General features: G+C 64.4%; 12 protein-coding genes. 7 read left to right on the forward strand and 5 right to left on the reverse strand.

The annotated features are described in order from the left end of the window. The first annotated feature begins 501 nt into the window (after nt 1-501). From IRT45_RS04870 to IRT45_RS04885, 4 genes are read left to right on the forward strand one after another with little or no spacing between them, the layout of a single operon-like run. Nucleotides 502-2,073, forward strand: a complete 1,572-nt coding sequence (locus IRT45_RS04870; protein ID WP_228533543.1) for a hypothetical protein — start codon at nt 502-504, stop codon at nt 2,071-2,073. Continuing rightward, entirely contained in the window at nt 2,070-2,804 is a 735-nt protein-coding gene (locus IRT45_RS04875; protein ID WP_194804652.1) for a hypothetical protein, read from the forward strand. Before IRT45_RS04870 ends, IRT45_RS04875 begins: the two co-directional genes overlap by 4 nt. Next, nucleotides 2,801-7,285: a hypothetical protein gene (locus tag IRT45_RS04880; protein WP_194804653.1), complete on the forward strand. Its 4,485-nt coding sequence runs from the start codon at nt 2,801-2,803 to the stop codon at nt 7,283-7,285. Before IRT45_RS04875 ends, IRT45_RS04880 begins: the two co-directional genes overlap by 4 nt. Beyond that, nucleotides 7,282-8,304, forward strand: coding sequence for a Wadjet anti-phage system protein JetD domain-containing protein (locus IRT45_RS04885; RefSeq protein WP_194804654.1), 1,023 nt, complete (start codon nt 7,282-7,284; stop codon nt 8,302-8,304). The genes IRT45_RS04880 and IRT45_RS04885 overlap by 4 nt, the downstream gene beginning before the upstream one ends. 74 nt (nt 8,305-8,378) lie before the next feature. Here the strand turns inward: IRT45_RS04885 and IRT45_RS04890 are convergent, their stop codons facing one another. Both IRT45_RS04890 and IRT45_RS04895 read right to left on the reverse strand, forming a co-directional pair. After that, nucleotides 8,379-8,948 (reverse strand): PIN domain-containing protein, encoded by a 570-nt coding sequence (locus IRT45_RS04890; RefSeq protein WP_194804655.1) that lies wholly within the window; start codon nt 8,946-8,948, stop codon nt 8,379-8,381. Between the two features lie 12 nt (nt 8,949-8,960). Further along, the gene (locus tag IRT45_RS04895; protein ID WP_194804656.1) at nt 8,961-9,488 is read right to left on the reverse strand and encodes a helix-turn-helix domain-containing protein; all 528 of its coding nucleotides are present in this window, start codon (nt 9,486-9,488) and stop codon (nt 8,961-8,963) included. 1,250 nt (nt 9,489-10,738) lie between these two features. Here IRT45_RS04895 and IRT45_RS36640 point away from each other — a divergent pair. The 3 genes from IRT45_RS36640 to IRT45_RS04910 all read left to right on the forward strand — a co-directional run bounded on the left by IRT45_RS36640 (nt 10,739) and on the right by IRT45_RS04910 (nt 12,966). Beyond that, nucleotides 10,739-11,056: a cupin domain-containing protein gene (locus IRT45_RS36640; RefSeq protein WP_228533545.1), complete on the forward strand. Its 318-nt coding sequence runs from the start codon at nt 10,739-10,741 to the stop codon at nt 11,054-11,056. A gap of 38 nt (nt 11,057-11,094) precedes the next feature. Beyond that, nucleotides 11,095-12,210, forward strand: a complete 1,116-nt coding sequence (locus tag IRT45_RS04905; protein ID WP_194804657.1) for an alcohol dehydrogenase catalytic domain-containing protein — start codon at nt 11,095-11,097, stop codon at nt 12,208-12,210. 75 nt (nt 12,211-12,285) lie between these two features. Then, a complete protein-coding gene (locus IRT45_RS04910; RefSeq protein WP_194804658.1) occupies nt 12,286-12,966 on the forward strand; it encodes a GntR family transcriptional regulator in 681 nt (226 codons plus the stop codon). Between the two features lie 62 nt (nt 12,967-13,028). Here IRT45_RS04910 and IRT45_RS04915 read toward each other — a convergent pair whose 3' ends face one another. The 3 genes from IRT45_RS04915 to IRT45_RS04925 are packed head-to-tail and all read right to left on the reverse strand — an operon-like array spanning nt 13,029 to nt 16,201. Next, the gene (locus IRT45_RS04915) at nt 13,029-13,553 is read right to left on the reverse strand and encodes a DoxX family protein (protein WP_194804659.1); all 525 of its coding nucleotides are present in this window, start codon (nt 13,551-13,553) and stop codon (nt 13,029-13,031) included. Nucleotides 13,554-13,568: 15 nt separating this feature from the next. Beyond that, on the reverse strand, nt 13,569-14,999 hold the full coding sequence (locus IRT45_RS04920; protein WP_228533547.1) for an aldehyde dehydrogenase family protein: 1,431 nt from the start codon (nt 14,997-14,999) through the stop codon (nt 13,569-13,571). Continuing rightward, nucleotides 14,996-16,201, reverse strand: coding sequence for a CaiB/BaiF CoA-transferase family protein (locus IRT45_RS04925; RefSeq protein ID WP_194804660.1), 1,206 nt, complete (start codon nt 16,199-16,201; stop codon nt 14,996-14,998). The genes IRT45_RS04920 and IRT45_RS04925 overlap by 4 nt, the downstream gene beginning before the upstream one ends. Between the last annotated feature and the right edge of the window lies 1 nt (nt 16,202).

Here is a 16,202-nt window from a genome sequence, read left to right on the forward strand (position 1 = left end):
ACAGGTCAGAGGCTGTATCCGTTTCACCGGACAAATCGGACCGTTCCCAAAAATATCCTAAAAAATCTGGGCGCCAACTGCGTTCGTCAGCTGCCCCTGCCGAAACTCAACTCCAGCACCGTCGACGGGTCCCGTGGTCTGCTCGGGCGACGCGATGTAGGGCCGCTCCGTGACCCCGTCGCGGGAGTGACCCAACTGCTTCGCGGCTGTCTTCGAAGCCGACGCCTCGCCAAAATCAGCGTCGCGACCGCCTCCCGGAACATGTACTGCGTCACATTCTTGTACACCGTCCCCCAGGAAGCGCCTCGCGTCCGGTTGAAGTCGTGCCAAACACGAAGCACTCCGTCCCGGCCCGGAAGGTAGTCACACACACCAGCGGTACGGCGTAACCTTCAGCTCGGGGGTGGTACGGCCCGCGCGTCCTCCGGCATCACCTGACCACCGGTAACAGACTCGCATCGCGTGTCGATCACCGAGATAGGAAAGCGGGGGCCGCATTTGATGTCGGAACCAGACGACTTCAACCACGCCGAGGGCTGGAATATCGCCATTCCAACCGACGACGACTCCATTACAAGACGTCGTCGCGCGCTCGCCCCGATTCAGATCCTCACGGACCTGGAAAGAACCAAGTCCAGCCTCGATGGCGACTTCTGGGTGAACTACGACCTGTTCCGGTTAGCGCTCGCTGTGATCGATCAGGTCGCGCTTGCGATGGGGCTGTCGTCCGGGAGGACCTGGGACGAGGTCCTCGGCTACGCAACCGAACAGGCTGCCCGGCAGGCGCCGGATGCTGCCCCTGGGGAATGGGCGAAGGTTGCTGAGCGCGTGGTCGTTTCGCTCGTCACCATCGATGTGGAGGTGGTACGGCATCTCGTGCATACGGCTGAGGGGCCGGCCTGGCGGCAACAGCGCTTTCGGCTGTTGTACCTGCACCCGGACAGCACCGACGGGCTCGAACATCTGCGCGCGTCCGAACAAGCTATCAATATCTTCGTCGAGGCCCTCGATCTCGACATCGAAGCCGCGCAGATCGCGAACGAAGCCCAGATGGCCGCCCTGATCGCACGCGGCGCGGTGGCATCGGCGGTTCAGATCGCACGCGTCGCACGCTACCGGTCGATCGAATACCAGGAGCGGATCAGGCGCATTGTCGCCGACACCCTCATCGATCCGGACACCCACGATTGGCTCGGCGATGTGCCCGCCTATCTCGATGCCGCGCTCGACCATGTCCGGGGCCGCCTCGACGCCGAGACGGCGCTGCTCGAAACCGTGGCCGACCGACGCACCGGGATCACCGATCGGACGCAACTCGACGCTCTGAACCGACTGCTCGAAATCCTGCGCGAATGCCGGTACCGGCACAGCGAGTTGCATCGCCATCTCATCGGAGCACGTGGCGCGCTGCGGCAGGCATTGGACGACCGCTTCGCGCGTCCACCGCGGCGAACCCATCGCATCGACCTCGGCGCGGACCTGCTTGTGCCATTGCTGGCAGGACCGACGGAGGGAGCCGCACGTGCCGCGGACCGTCTGCTCGCCGTGGCAGGTGGACTACCTGTTCGATGGTGGCCGTCCCTGACAACTATGACCGATGAGCTGTGCACGCCGCCCCGGACACCCGAACTGGGTGCGGAATACGAACCGCCCGAGGTCGATTCGGTCGACGCTCCCGAGTGGTGGGACGCCTACGAAGTCGTCGCCGAAGCGCTGCTGAACGGCCTATCCGAGCCCACACGACTGTCGCAGCTGCTGGCCAGAATCGAACGGACCGCGGAAACCGTTGCCGCCGAATCGGACACCGACGAGGGACAGCCGCTGGATCCGAGCGTGCTGGCGGCGACCGTCGTCCACGCGGCTCATCATGCTTGGGCTCCGCATTTGGCCGGCAGATCGGCTGGTGACCGGGTGGTGGTGGCGGTCGCGACCGGAAATACATTGGATTCCACAATGTTTCGCGCCAACGATCTACTCTTGATTCCCGCTGAGTTGAGCGCCGATATAGCCGCTTCCGCACCGAAGGCCAAGCGCCCCGACTGGATCGACGATGGGCAGGAGGAAACCGAGTGAAGTCCCCGAGTACGCACGAGGATATCGGCCGCTTCCTGGCCTGGGCGGCCCGTCCGAAGGAGACTCCGGCTCGCAATGAGGAATTGCATCGGCTCGTGCGGAGATACTACGAAGAGCCGGACTTCGCTGCCGCCGTCGACGAGGTATTCACCGGCGCAGGACTCGATCTCGATGTCGACGAGCGAGACGGCATCATCGCGACGGCACGCAATCACTCACCGCTGCGATTGACCGTCACCGATGTGTCGAAACGCGCACCACAACAGCATCGCGCAGTGCTCGGCGCGGTGATCCTGGCAGTGGCGCGAACCGCCTACCCGGATCCGGCCATGCTCGACGACCCCGACCGAATCCCGGTGTTCACCACGCAATCAGTCGTCGACACCCTGGATCGGGTAGCCCAATCCCTCGCCGAGAACAGCTCGGACGACAGCGATATCGACGGCGACCTCATCGAGGCATGGCGACGGTGGACCGATTTGTCGCCCGCTCGCCCGAATGCGCGGCGGCGCTCGACAGGCGATCGTGCCGGTGTTGTCGTCAGAGTGTGCAAGATTCTCGCCGAGGCGGGCTTTCTGACCGCCAAGGGTGATGCCGATGGCGGTGTCTGGTCGACCCGACCGCGGTTTCGCTACGCGGTCGGCGCACTGTGCGCCGACTCCGAACTCTTCCGGCTGGTCAACGGCCTAGCCGACCGTGCCGACGACACCAGCGAGGGTGTCCCCGCATGACCGAATCACTCTTCGATGCGAATCAAGCCCCCGCCCAGGAACTTCCGACACCCCCACTGCGCCTGCGTCGGGTCCGGCTGCACGGTGTCGGACCCGACGGTGCGCGGTTCGATCCCCTCGATCTGGATTTCAGCACCGGTTCCGGGGCGGCCGCGCGAGTCCTGTTGTCCCTCACTAATACCGGCGGCAAATCGACGCTAATCACCTTGATCTGCAGCCTGATCGTGCCCGCTGCACGGGCGCAGGTCGGCGGGAAGATTCTCGGCGACTATGTCCTGACCGGCGACACGTCGCACGTCGTGTGCGAATGGGAAGACGCCGTCACCGGACACCGCACGGTCACCGGCACGGTGATGGAGTGGAAAGACGGCCGCCGCCAACCGCCCCACAAGATGCGCTCGACTTCCAACATGCATCGCGCCTGGTATCTGTTCCGCACCGGGCCGAGCTTGCCGGGCATCGACGACTTGCCGTTCATCTCCGAGGGGCGTCGCATGACATACCGGCATTTCAGAGCCGCCGTCGACAACCTGATCGCGGAGTCTCCCGATACACACGGAATTCTCGTCGACAAACAACAGGACTGGACGTCGGCGCTGGAACACCACACCAGCATCGACCCGGTACTGTTCGGCTACCAGATGCGCATGAACGATTCGGAAACCGGTGCGGAGCAACTACTTCGGTCGTTCGACTCGCCGGACAACGTCGTGCGATTCTTCGTCGCGGCTTTGAACGACCAGCATGACCTGGAAATCTTCACCGAAAAGCTCGGTGTCTACGCCATTTTGGCGGCCCAACGATCGTCCTTGGAAAGCCGAGCGAGCTTCGGTGACGCGGTCTTACCGTTGATCGAGCGGGTGGCACGGCTTGCCGAGGATCGCGAGACTACGGAAGGTCGGCTGCTGCAGTCGATCACGCTCGGCGGGGAATTTGCAACCTCACTGCTGAACCGCGTCATCCAGGACCAACGCATACTGACCGAACTCGACACCACTGTCACCGCCACAGGTCGCGCGTTCGCCGATGCCCGCCGCGACTACAACAAGGTAAGCGATATCCGTCAACAGCTGACCCTCGAGCAGGCACGGGCCCGGGTCGTGTCCACCGCACAGACGGTCGAGAAGACAGAGGAACTCGCAACTGAGGCGGAGAATGCGACGAGCGCGTGGCGGGCGGTCAGCGATGTTCTGGCATTGCGCATCGCACGAGCAGCCGCCGAAACAGCGCGGCAAGCTTACGAAAAGGCCGACGCGGGTCTGGGGCCGCTGCGCGCCGACGTCATCAGAGCAGCCGCTGTATTGGCGGGCCGACTCGACGCACTGATTGCTGAGTCCAAGGCAGAAGCCGACTCTGCCAAAGATCAAGCTGACATCGCGGACAAGATCAAGAAGCAGGCGGAGAAGACGGAAACCGACGCCCGCATCTATATCTCAAAACTCACTGACGAGCGCTCTCGCGCCCGAGCGACCATCGAAGCTGCTGCCCAGATCCGTAACGCCGCTGCGGCAGCGGGCTGGCTGCGTGAGCACGAGAGCCCCAGTGAATGCCAGCGCCGCTGGCAGGAGAGCAGGGCAAAGGCTAAACATGCCGCCGAACTCGCCGCCGAACACGAGCGAGCCGCCGAGCAGAGATTCGACGAACTCGGTGTGGCCATCGGGAATATGGACCCGAGTCTGATTGACCTTCGTGCACAAGAGCAATCGGCGTCGGGGAAGTTCAGAGACTTTGTCGCCGACATCGAGGCGGTAGGTGCCGACCCCACCGTCGCAGAACTGGTCGGCGGTGCGGTAGAGGACAGTGAAACACTGACCCGCATCGCCGGACTCGCTGCCGACGCAGCCCGCTCCGCGGATGCGCGATCTACCGAACACGGCACCGCGGCCGATGCCGCATACCGCCAACTCCAGGTACTGGATCTGACCGGTACTGCGCCGACCGGACAGGATGTGCTGGATGTACTCGGGGTGCTTTCCGCTGCCGGAATTGGATCCGTCACCGGGCTGCAATGGATCGAGAACAATATCGTCGATGCCGACGCACGTGAACCCTTCATCGCCGCCAATCCGGAGCTCGCGGGCGGGGTCGTAATCTCCGATCAAAACAGATTCGACGACGGTGTGCGGCTGCTTCTGGACAGCGAGCTGCACACCAGGACCCCGGTGACCGTCACTACCCCGCCGACCACTGCGAGGACCACGCCGCCGCCGATTCCGTTCCGCCACATCGTTATTCCACATCGAGCGACCTGGGACAGGCACTGGGCCGCCGAGATGCGGCAAGAACTGGAGGCCGCGGCGCAACAGCACGAGGAGCAAGCACAGCGCGCGGCCGAAGTCGCGCAACGATACCGCAGGAGTGAGGCGCAGTGCCATGAGTTCACGCGGCGCTGGGGTTCGGCCACACGCGAGGACCTGGAAGGAACCGCGCGACGTGTTGCGGAGGCGCTGCACGCAGCGGAAACCGAACTGGCGGACCTGACCCGGGATCGAGTTGAACAGCGGACGCTGGCGGCCGCCGCCCGAGCTGAACAACGCAAGCAGACGACCGAATCCGGCAAGGCGGATGAACATGAAAAGGCCGCAGCGGATTTGGTAAAGCAGTGGGAACAAGCCGAACAAGCCGAGGCTACGATACCCAGCATCGACTCGAAGCTCACCCGTGCGAAATCCGATCGCGACGACGCCGCCGCCCGCAAGGAACAGGCCGAGGAGTCCTACGAGACCGCGATCCAGCAGGCCGCCAACCTCCGTAGTGACTGCGAATCCTTCCGCCGGGAACGAGCCGAACTAGGAGTCGACGAGTCCGGTACCGATCCCGGCGGCAACCCCTCGATCCTTCGGACCCGATGGGAGACCCTGCGCGACGAACTGGCAAAAGCCGAATACGGCATGGTCGAAGCCGCCAGACTCGAAGACGCCAACAAGGCTGTCAGTCGCGCGGCGAGCCAGGCCGAGCGCCACGACGCCGACGGTCTTCGCCGGGCCGAAAGTCTGTCGGACACAATCGAAGCCAGTACCCCTACAACTCTCGCCGACGCGCAGCGACGAGCCCAAGCGGATTTCGATCGCGCCCACCGGGCCCGTCTGGAGGCCAAGGCAGCACATGAGAAAGCGCGCGCCGATCTCACCGCCGCAGAACCGCCGTCACCGGATCACCAGAACTACATCGACCTCGCGTCGACGGAGTGGTCACCAACCTGTCCGGACGACATTCCGGGGCTACTCGAGCAGCTCGAGAGCCACAACATCGAGATGCGCACCCGGCGCGACGCGGCCGAAACCGCGCACGAGGAAGCCAAGCAACTGCACGCTGAGGTCCAGGCGGACATCAACTCGTTCACTCTCACCACCGAAATGTGGGCCGCCGAACGCATTCCGACCGTCACGGTGTTCAACGGGCCAGCCGACTCGGCCCGCGAGAAGATGCGCGCGCACATCAAAGATCATCAGCATGCAGACCGTGCCGCGCGCGACGCCCGCGACGCGATCCACGCCGCAGTCACCAAGGTTCGCGCAACAGCCACCGATCCGCGATTCGCCGCTCTGGAAACACCCGACATCATCCGGCTCCGGTCACTACAGGAAGCCGACCTCATCGCCGAGGCAGAGACACTGGCCCGCCGAATCCGGACCGTGACCGACTCGGCTCGCGCGGACCTGGAACAGCTCGACGTGCACAGGAGCATCCTCTGTGACGATCTGCTGGCGCTGTGCCGCACCCAGCGACGCATGCTGCGTGAGGTCTCCCAATCATCGAGACTCCCCGCCGGTCTCGGCGACCTCTCGGACAATCCCGCGATTAAGATCCGATTCGAGGAGGCCCCCGCCGTCGAGGCGACGGCACGCTTGGCCAGCCGGGTCGACAGCTGGTCGACCGAACTGGCCGACAATCCGAAGAAGGCCAAATCCGCCGACGTGCGGGCGCGCTGGCTTGCGGACGCCGTACGCGACACGGTGGTCAGTCGATCCCGAGCAGGGGCATGGTCGATCGAGATTCTCAAACCCCGGATTGACGGACACGTCGCGTACTGCCCGCCCGACCGGATACCCCACGAGTTCTCGGGCGGCCAAGTGCTCACCCTCGCGGTCCTCGTCTACTGTGCACTGTCGCGCGTGCGGTCCGCACACCGGCAGGGCGGAGCACGACCCGCCGGAACCTTGTTGCTGGACAACCCGTTCGGCGCGGCGTCGGCCGAACCGCTGATCGAGATGCAGCACCGGCTCGCCGCCCACACCGGGGTCCAACTCGTCTGCGCGACCGGCCTGCACGATCCTGCGGTCGAAGCCGCGTTTACCGGAGCCGGATCGGTGATCGTCAAACTCCGCAATGACGGCGACCTACGACGCAATCTGTCGTTCTTGCGACTCCGGGCGACGATCGCCGACGGCATCGATGTCGTCGAACCGATTGTGCGAGAACGCGACCCGAAGTCAACCCGGAACTGGGTGGACGCCATCACCTATGAGATCCGCCGATGAGCGTCCGAGCATCCGAGATCGCTGCGCTGCGCGCCGCACTGCTCGCCCGGGGCTCCGTTCGCGTGGAACACACCGTACTGTGGCGACTGTGGTGTGCTGCCGCACCCAGACTCGTCGGCAGCCCGCAGCAAACCGACGATCTGCACGAGTGCCTGCGAATACTGGCCGACGACAACATGATCGAACTACCTTCCCGGTCGTCGAGACGACCGTGGCCCAGCCATGTCACCGTTCCTGCCTGCCGCACCGCACCGAAATCCAAACCATGGGTGACGCACGCCTGGCGCGCGGAACTGGGCTGGGCCGCCTCGTTGCGCACGCTGTCGGACGAACTCTTCTCCGACCTCGTCGCGATCAATACCTGGCTGGGGCACCACACGAACCAATCGGTCCCACTCGTCCCGGTGCGTTATCGATCCGCCGAAATCCTCGGCAGGGAAAAGAGACTCGACGAGCTCACCCGCACCACACTATTTGATTCGGGCAGGCTCACCCTGGATCTTCTGGCCTGCACACGCTACCCACCGCCCCTACCCGCTGCGGTCGTAGGACGTGGCCCCGACATCCTCATCGTCGAGAACAGCGACACCTACTGGGTTCTCAACGAACTCCTGAGCAACGCCACGAACCACCCGATCGGCGCCATCGCCTGGGGCAGCGGACGTACGTTTCCCGCCCAGGTCGACTCGCTGCGCGTCGATGTCGCGGGCCGCGGGCCGGTCACCGGAACTGCCTGGTATTGGGGTGATTTCGATCCACACGGGATCGCGATCGCCGAAGCGGCGGCTCGCGCGTCAACCGCCGTCCCAATCAAACCTGCTACCGGGCTGTGGTCGGTCATGGCCGACCGTCCCATCCAAGACCGCGACACTGTCGACTGGTCCTACGTGAATGGCGATCGACTCCTCGGATACGAACTGTGGTCACAACTGGCCCATATCCGCTCGGCGCACGGGCGGATCGCACAAGAAGCCGTACTGGTCACCACGCTGGCGCAATGGGTGAAAGGACTGCGGTGACATCTCGCGCGTGGCGGCGCGTAGTGGTGGTCACGGCGGAAGACGCGAGAGGTGCGCTGTTACTGGTGTCGGCTTTACACGCCACGCATGAGCTCGACCGCTTCGGTCATGGAGTAGCGCGCTTCGAGAATCGTCAGCAATTCATCCACCGTCTGTCGCGGATTGCGGAACCGGGCACTGATCGTGGCCAGGGCGTGCACAGCGACCTCGGGGTTGGTTGCCACTGTGTCGGCGGCGAACGCGGCCGGCGTCAGGATCAGGATGTGCTGGGGAACCTTCGCGCGCGGAAAGTCCCTGATGTTGTCGGTGACAATCGCCCCGGCTCCCCCGACCACCGCGGCCGCGACCACGTGCTCGTCGTCAGGGTCGGGCAAGCCGAAAGTACCCTCGTGAGGCTCCCAGTTCTCCACGAGGGCATCTTCGAACATCGAACGCATCTGCTCCACCAAGCGTGAAGCCCGCGCATCAGCACTGGCGCGATTCAAGCCGCGATCAACAAGTTTGGCCGCTTCGTGATACTCGAGTTCGTCGAGAATTGGTTCGGACCACAACGGCCGATACAGCGCCTCCACCGCCAGGGACAGCAGGAAGTCTCGCTGCAAGCTCGGCCATAGGACACAAGTATCGAGGACGGCAGTGAACACGCGACGATTGTGTCAGCTCTTGGCTTTTCGACGCGCCGCCACCGTCCGGCGAGCATCCCGCAGACGCCGGCGCACTACTTCGGGATCCTCGGTGTCGTCGATTTCGACACCGGTCGCGGCCAGAACCTCGTACTGGGCTTCCTTACGTGCCTGTTGATAGATCAGAACATCACGCAGTCGCAGGCGCCGCCGGGAGCTCACCCGCTCCGCGGGCAGCTCACCATTCTCGATCAGCTTGACCACGGTCGGGCGGGAGACGCCTAGGATATCGGCGGCCTGCTGGGTGGTGAGGCTCATGCTGTGCGGAGCGACCGTGACCGCCTTTCCCGCCTGCAAGGCCGCCACGACCTGCACCAACACCTCGTGTATCTCACGCGGTAGTTCGATGCGCTGTCCACCGCTCGTGCCGACCAATGCGTAGCTCGGCTCGGCTCGAGCACCCCGCCGCCGCTCATGGGCGGTCAGGAAATCCAGTACCGGAGCCAGCTGATCCGGTTGCTGCGGCAGATAGGTCCGCTCTTCGATCGCCATCGCGGTCATTGCCACTCCTCCAGCTCAGTGGAACGAAAAATAAGCAACCTGTTTCGAATCTTTCGCTCTTCAGCATCGCAGCCGCAGCAGGATTTGACAACACCGAGCTGGTGTGGAAGCTGACACGCGTCGACGCCATCCGCGCTCACCAGGCGAAATACGGTGCTGACAGCGACAGGCGGTTCCGGTATCGCCGGAGTGGCGCTCGGCTACGCCAGGCCCCCGACAGATCGCGGAACCGGGCGGTGAGCAGGGTCCTAGCACATGGAGGACCCAGACTCGACCCAGCCCGGAACTATCCCAAATTTTCAGGAACACTTCGTGCGATCGTCCGTGCGCCAGCATGCAGGGTGCAAAGGAACAACCAGCACGTTACTCGACCCCCGAACCCCACACCGTGCGCCAATATCTGCGCACCACAAGCCAATTGACTGGAACTCTTAATCAGCGGGTTCGGGGTTCGAGTCCCTGATGGCGCACTTAAATTACCAGGTCAGAACCGGCATCCAGGCCGGTTTTTTTCTCGCCCCAGCGGCCCAGCGGCCCAGCGGCCCAGCGGCCCAGACCAAAAATACGCCAAGAATTCAGGGTCAAACTTTCCGTCAGCGGGCCTGGCCCAGGCCCCCACCGAGGCCAACCCGACCAGAGTCGCGCGAGTGCGCGACCCTCGTCAACATCACCGCTCCGGCGGCCTCGAGGCCCCATCACCTCGGCGATCCGATCCCCCCGGGGTTTCGAAAAGCTCAGCCGGTCAATGGTTTCGGTCCGAGTTCCCAGCCTTGCAACGCTTTCTCGGACACGTCGGGTTCAGTGATCAGGCGCGCATGGCTCCGTCGGATCGAGGGCCGAATCGCGGCGGAGCCGACCCGGATGCCGTCGCACCCGGTTACAGGTTTCCCCCCAGAGGATCCAGACCCCGCAGCCACGGGGCAGGGCATCGAAGTGCTCGAACCGAAAACTGCACCAGCCCGAGTTCTATGCAAAAGACTGAAGCTGTGCATAAAATGTCTGTGATGGGCGCCACTGTGGGGCGCGAGAAGGGTAGGTACGGGATGGTTCGCCGGATAGTAACGAGCGTCGACAGCGCAGGACGGTCGGTGATCGAGGACGACGCACAGTCGACCGCGGTGAAGTACAAATACACGCGAGGCTTCGAAAGCTCAGTGGTCTGGACAACCGCCGCACCTCCGACCCCACGCGGCATGGAAGCCGCGGCACGCCCTGTCAGCTTCGTTCCGGGTCCGGGTGAATCGGTTGCGATGACCGTCACCTTTCCGCCCGACAGCGTGTTCACCGCCGCCGATTTCGATCCTGCAGCCGCGGCTGCGGAGAACATGGAGAACACGCCCGGACTGGCGGAACTCTTCGAACCCGACGCTCCCGGCATGCATACGACGCCTACTGTCGATTACGTCGTAATCCTCAGCGGCACTGCGGTTCTCGAGCTCGACAACGGCGTGTCGACCGAGCTGCACACCGGTGATGTCGTCGTCCAGAACGGGACCCGCCACGCCTGGCGAGTGCCGGGCGACGACCCCGCGACGATCTTCGTCGTACTCATCGGACAAGCCCGCTGAACATGCTTGCACCAAGCCATAACACGAAAGTCTCGACAATGCCCGACACCATGCTTGCTGCCCGGATGCACCACGTCGCCGAGGAGATGCGCCTCGAACAGGTCCCGCGGCCGCGACCCGGACGCGGCGAGGTCACGGTCCGCGTCCATGCGGTCAACATCGTCCCCAACCTGGGCAATATTCTGAAGAATTGGACCACCTGGTTCCCCGAGGATCCGCTGCCCACCTTGCCCGCCACCTTCGGGCTCGACCCGGCCGGCGTGATCGACGAAGTCGGTGAAGACGTCATCGAATGGGAGGTCGGGGACCGAGTGTATGTCAACCCCGGCCGCTACTGTCTGTCCTGCGAGGCCTGCCGCGACGGAGATCTCATCAACTGTTCCAGCTACGCGTTCGCCGGATATTTCGGCTTCTCCCCCACGTCGGTGCACCTACTCGATCGCTATCCGGGTGGGCTCGCCGAACACATGCTGGCCCCCGCATACGCACTGGTGCGGCTGCCCGACAATCTCGACTTCAACACAGCCGCACGCTTCGGTTACCTGGGCACCATGTACTCAGCGCTGAAGAAAGCGGGTGCGGGCCCCGGTCGCAGCATTCTCGTCAACGGAATCAGCGGCACTCTGGGAGTGAGTGCCGCGCTCCTGGCGCCGGCGATGGGATTGACCACGCTGTACGGCACGGCTCGCAACCGGGAACTCCTCGACGCCGTCGCCGAGCTGGTGCCCGGTCGCCTGCGGACGCACTCGCTGCTCGATGGCCCGGTCGATGCCTGGATCAAAGACCAGACCAATGGACGCGGCGTCGACATCTATGTCGACGCACTGGGGCCGGGAGCCGAGCATGAAACCTTCCGAGAGGGAATGCGCTCGCTGCGCCGCGGCGGCACCTGCGTCAACATCGGCGCGATGATGGGCGACCTGCCGATCGACATTCACCGAATGATGGATCAGCAGCTCAGCATCGTCGGCTCGGCGTGGTCGACGGCCAGGGAATGTCAGGAGCTGGCCGATATGGTCGCGGCCGGCACGTTGGATCTGTCCCCTCTCGAGCACCGCGTCTACCCGCTGACCGAAGTGAACAGCGCGATCAACGGCATCGGGGACCGCAACGGCGGATTCAGCAACTTTATCGTCTCGCCCATCGCCCGATGACGGCCCTCGACGAGGGGTTTCCCGCATGAAGTTCACAAACTGCGAGAATGGCCAAATTATGCATAGAATTGCTCTATGACCACCGTGCCCGCGCCACCACCCCTCGTCGAGCAGACCGTCTCTCGACTGCGGCAGGCTCTGCTCTCGAACGTGCATCGTCCTGGCGACAAGCTCAAAGTCGATCATCTACGCGAACAGTACGGTTGCTCCAGCAGCCCCCTGCGCGAAGCTCTGAACCGCCTGACATACGAAGGGCTGGTCATCGCCGACGAGCGGCGTGGCTTCCGGGTTGCCCCGATCTCGGTCGATGATTTCAACGACATCACGCGCCTTCGCCTGACTCTCGATATCCAGGCGCTCGAGGAGTCCATCGCAATCGGCGACGACGATTGGGAGGCTCGGGCAGTCGCGTCGTTCTACCGGCTGCAGAAGGTCGAGGACCGCCTGCCCGACGGCCCGACGGTCCTCAACAGCGAATGGGCGCAGTTGCACAAGGACTTTCACATGACCCTGCTCTCGGCGAGCACCTCACCGCGGCTGTTGCAGACCTGCTCGAGTCTCTTCGATCAGGCCGAGCGGTACCGGCGATTCTCCGCCGCACATCGCGTTCAGCCGCGTTCGAAATCGGGTGAGCACGAGGCGATCCTCAACGCGACGATCGGACGCAACAGGGCCGAGGCCACTGCCTTGCTCACCGGTCACATCACCCGGACACAGCAGGACATCGCGATGATCGTGCCGTTGCTCATGGAGTGAAACAGCTGCTCTGGTTGCGCGCGAACCGCGCAGTCCCGATGGCACCATCGGGACTGCGCGGTTCATTCGTTATCGCCACGGGCCGACCACAGCAGCGGCGGCAGCGCAGCAACGACCGCAGCCGCCAGAACGATGCCGCCGATAGCCGCGCCCCACCGCGCGGAGTTGTGCCACGGCGCGCCGAGGGTGGCATCGAGAGAGAAACGTCCCGGGCCGCTGAATCCCACGACGATCAACACTATCGCGAGCACGAACGGGTACTCACCCCCGCCGGCGGAGTTCCAGAATGCCTTCGACCGTAGCGATAGCGCCCCACCGGCGACCAGCATCGTACCGGCCCCTATCGCCGCGCCCAACTGCGTGACCAAGCCGATGCCAACCGATACCGCCGCCGCCGATTCGGCCGTCGCGGCGATCACCGCCATCGGCTTACCCGGCCGTTGGCCCAGTTTCTCGAGCAGAACGCCGGAACCCGCGAGCCCGGCACCGGAAAACCAGCCGAACAGCTTCTGCGTCGCATGCGCGGCGAACACGAAGGCCAGCATCACGCGAAGCAGCAACAATGCCAGATCGAGCGAATCAGTCATCGAAGCACTTCCTGATCAGCCGCGGACGTAACAGGTCTTAGTGGTGGTGTAGAAGTCGCGCGCATCCCGCCCCTGTTCCCGCGGTCCGAACGAGGAGCCACGTCGTCCGCCGAACGGCACGTGATAGTCGACGCCTGCCGTCGGGAGGTTGACCATGACCATGCCGGCGGTCGATTCCCGCCGAAATCGGCCCGCAGCGGCCAGGGACTGCGTGTAAATGCCTGCGGTCAAACCGAATTCGGTGTCGTTGGCGACACTGATGGCTTCATCCAGGTCGGCGACTCTGATCACCGATGCCACCGGTCCGAACACTTCCTCGCGGTTGATGGTCTGGTGGTTGTGAGTCCCGGTCAGCAGGGCCGGTGACAGGTAATGGCCGGGTGTTGCTCGTTCCAGCAACTCTCCGCCCGACAACTCCGCGCCCTGCGACACGGCCACCTTGATATAGCGAAGGTCCTGTGCGAGTTGGCTTTCGTCCACGACCGGCCCCATAGTCGTAGCGCGATGGCGGGCGTCGCCGACGACCACGTCGCGGAGGGCATCGCGCATGCGATCGATGAAATGATCATGGATCGCATCCACGACGATCAGCCGCGACGACGCGGTACACCGCTGGCCCGTCGAACCGAACGCGCCTTCGACTGCCCCTGCCACTGCCGCATCCAGGTCGGCATCGCCGAGGACCACCAGTGGATTCTTGCCGCCCATCTCCAATTGCACGCGCGCACTGTGGGATTGGGCCGATGCCAGTACTCGTTCACCGGTCGTCGCCGATCCGGTGAACGACACCGCGTTGACCCGGCGGTCACCGGTCAGCACGTCACCGATTTCGCGACCGGCCCCCATCACCAGGTTCAGCACGCCTTCCGGCAGCCCGGCGTCGAGGAGGATGTTCACCAGATGCCACGCCGAGGCCGGCACCAGATCGGCCGGTTTGAAGACGACCGCATTACCGTGCGCGAGCGCCGGCGCGATCTTCCACGCGGGGATGGCGAGCGGAAAGTTCCACGGCGTGATCACGGTGACCACACCCACCGGCTCTCGTCCGATCAGGACTTCGACACCTGGGCGCACCGAATCCAGGAACTCGCCGGGATTTCGAACCGCCTCTCCCGCATGGAATATGAAGATCTGCCCGGCGCGGTGTACCTCACCCAGGCTTTCAGCCAGTGTCTTGCCCTCCTCGCGGGCAAGAATGTCGGCCAACTCGTCGGCGCGGGCGATCAGTTCATGGCCGGCCCGGTCGAGGATTTCCGCGCGGGCCGCACCGGGTAGCGCGGCCCAGCCGGGCTGTGCGGAGGTCGCCGCGGCGATCGCCTGCTCGGCCTGCTGCGCGTCGGCGCGAGCGAACTCGCCGATCACGTCTCCCAGATCCGACGGGTTGACATCGACCGACGCCGTGGATCCGGAGAGCCATTGTCCGCCAATGTAATTCCTGTGCATCATGAATTCTTCTCCGCCAGAGCGCTATCGAGTTCGGTCACCGATTCACCAGAGCGGAGCCACCGCCGGACCGTCGCGGTGTCACCGCCGAGCGACGGCGGCGGTACCGGCCTGCGAACCCGGGTACGGGAGTAGCGGACCGGATGAGCGACCTGATCCGCATGGGGTGCTGGAAGTTCGACGATCGGCTCCAACCCCAATTCCGCCGCGCGCGCGAACCCCGACGCCACCGTACCGACCTGACCGGCCGGCACCGCGGCGGCGAGCAGCCGTTCCTCCCAGACCGACGCGTCGTGCTCGGCGAGCCGTTCCTCCAGAAGAGCCACGAGTTCGTCGCGATGGGCGATCCGGTCGCGATTGGTCGCGAAGCGCGGATCCGCTGCGGCAGCGCCGATTCCCAACAGTTCGGTCAGCCTCGCGAACTGGCTGTCGTTGCCGCAGGCGATCGCGATCATTCCGTTCTTGCACCGCAGGGTTTCGTACGGTGCGATCGACGGATGCCGATTGCCCAGGGTCGACGGCGAATTCCCGGTGGCCAGGTAGCTACTGGCCTGATTGGCCAGCGAACCCAGCAAGCTCGACAACAGATTGACCTCAACATGCTGTCCACGTCCGGATCGGTCGCGCTCGCGCAGGGCGGCCAGAATACCGATCGCCGCGTCCTTGGCCGTCAACACGTCGACGAGCGCGACTCCGACCTTGCTCGGCTCGCCGCCGACCGGACCGGTGATGCTCATCAGGCCACCGACGGCCTGTACGACGAAGTCATAGCCGGGCAGGTCCTTCCCGCGGCCACTGCCGAACCCGGTGATCGATGCGTAAACCACTGCCGGATTCACCAGAGCGACCGTCTCGTAGTCGAGCCCGAAGGCAGCCAGGCTTCCGGTCTTGAAGTTCTCGACGAGCACGTCGGCACGCTCGGCCAGTTGGCGCGCCGCGGCGCGGTCGTCCGGGTTTGCGAAGTCGAGATCGATGCTGAACTTCGACCGGTTCGCGGCCGTGAAGTATGTACTGGTGTCGCCCACCCATGGAGGACCCCATCGCCGAGTCTCGTCGCCCTGTCCGGTGCGTTCCACCTTCACCACGGTCGCCCCCAGATCAGCAAGCCACATCGAGGTCAGCGGTCCCGCCAAGACTCTGCTGAAGTCGGCGACCAGCACACCGTCCAGCGGCAGGTGCGAGGCTTCATGTTCTGCGTAGTCCATC

Source organism: Nocardia sp. BSTN01, from assembly GCF_015354405.1.
Lineage (GTDB): Bacteria > Actinomycetota > Actinomycetes > Mycobacteriales > Mycobacteriaceae > Nocardia.

What these genes read in the sequence shown, in the direction of transcription:
- IRT45_RS04870 (WP_228533543.1), top strand. Translation starts at nt 502, where the DNA reads ATGTCGGAACCAGACGACTTCAACCACGCCGAGGGCTGGAATATCGCC.
- IRT45_RS04880 (WP_194804653.1), top strand. Translation starts at nt 2,801, where the DNA reads ATGACCGAATCACTCTTCGATGCGAATCAAGCCCCCGCCCAGGAACTT.
- IRT45_RS04885 (WP_194804654.1), top strand. Translation starts at nt 7,282, where the DNA reads ATGAGCGTCCGAGCATCCGAGATCGCTGCGCTGCGCGCCGCACTGCTC.
- IRT45_RS04895 (WP_194804656.1), bottom strand. Translation starts at nt 9,488, where the DNA reads ATGACCGCGATGGCGATCGAAGAGCGGACCTATCTGCCGCAGCAACCG.
- IRT45_RS36640 (WP_228533545.1), top strand. Translation starts at nt 10,739, where the DNA reads ATGACCGTCACCTTTCCGCCCGACAGCGTGTTCACCGCCGCCGATTTC.
- IRT45_RS04905 (WP_194804657.1), top strand. Translation starts at nt 11,095, where the DNA reads ATGCCCGACACCATGCTTGCTGCCCGGATGCACCACGTCGCCGAGGAG.
- IRT45_RS04910 (WP_194804658.1), top strand. Translation starts at nt 12,286, where the DNA reads ATGACCACCGTGCCCGCGCCACCACCCCTCGTCGAGCAGACCGTCTCT.
- IRT45_RS04915 (WP_194804659.1), bottom strand. Translation starts at nt 13,553, where the DNA reads ATGACTGATTCGCTCGATCTGGCATTGTTGCTGCTTCGCGTGATGCTG.
- IRT45_RS04920 (WP_228533547.1), bottom strand. Translation starts at nt 14,999, where the DNA reads ATGATGCACAGGAATTACATTGGCGGACAATGGCTCTCCGGATCCACG.
- IRT45_RS04925 (WP_194804660.1), bottom strand. Translation starts at nt 16,201, where the DNA reads ATGGACTACGCAGAACATGAAGCCTCGCACCTGCCGCTGGACGGTGTG.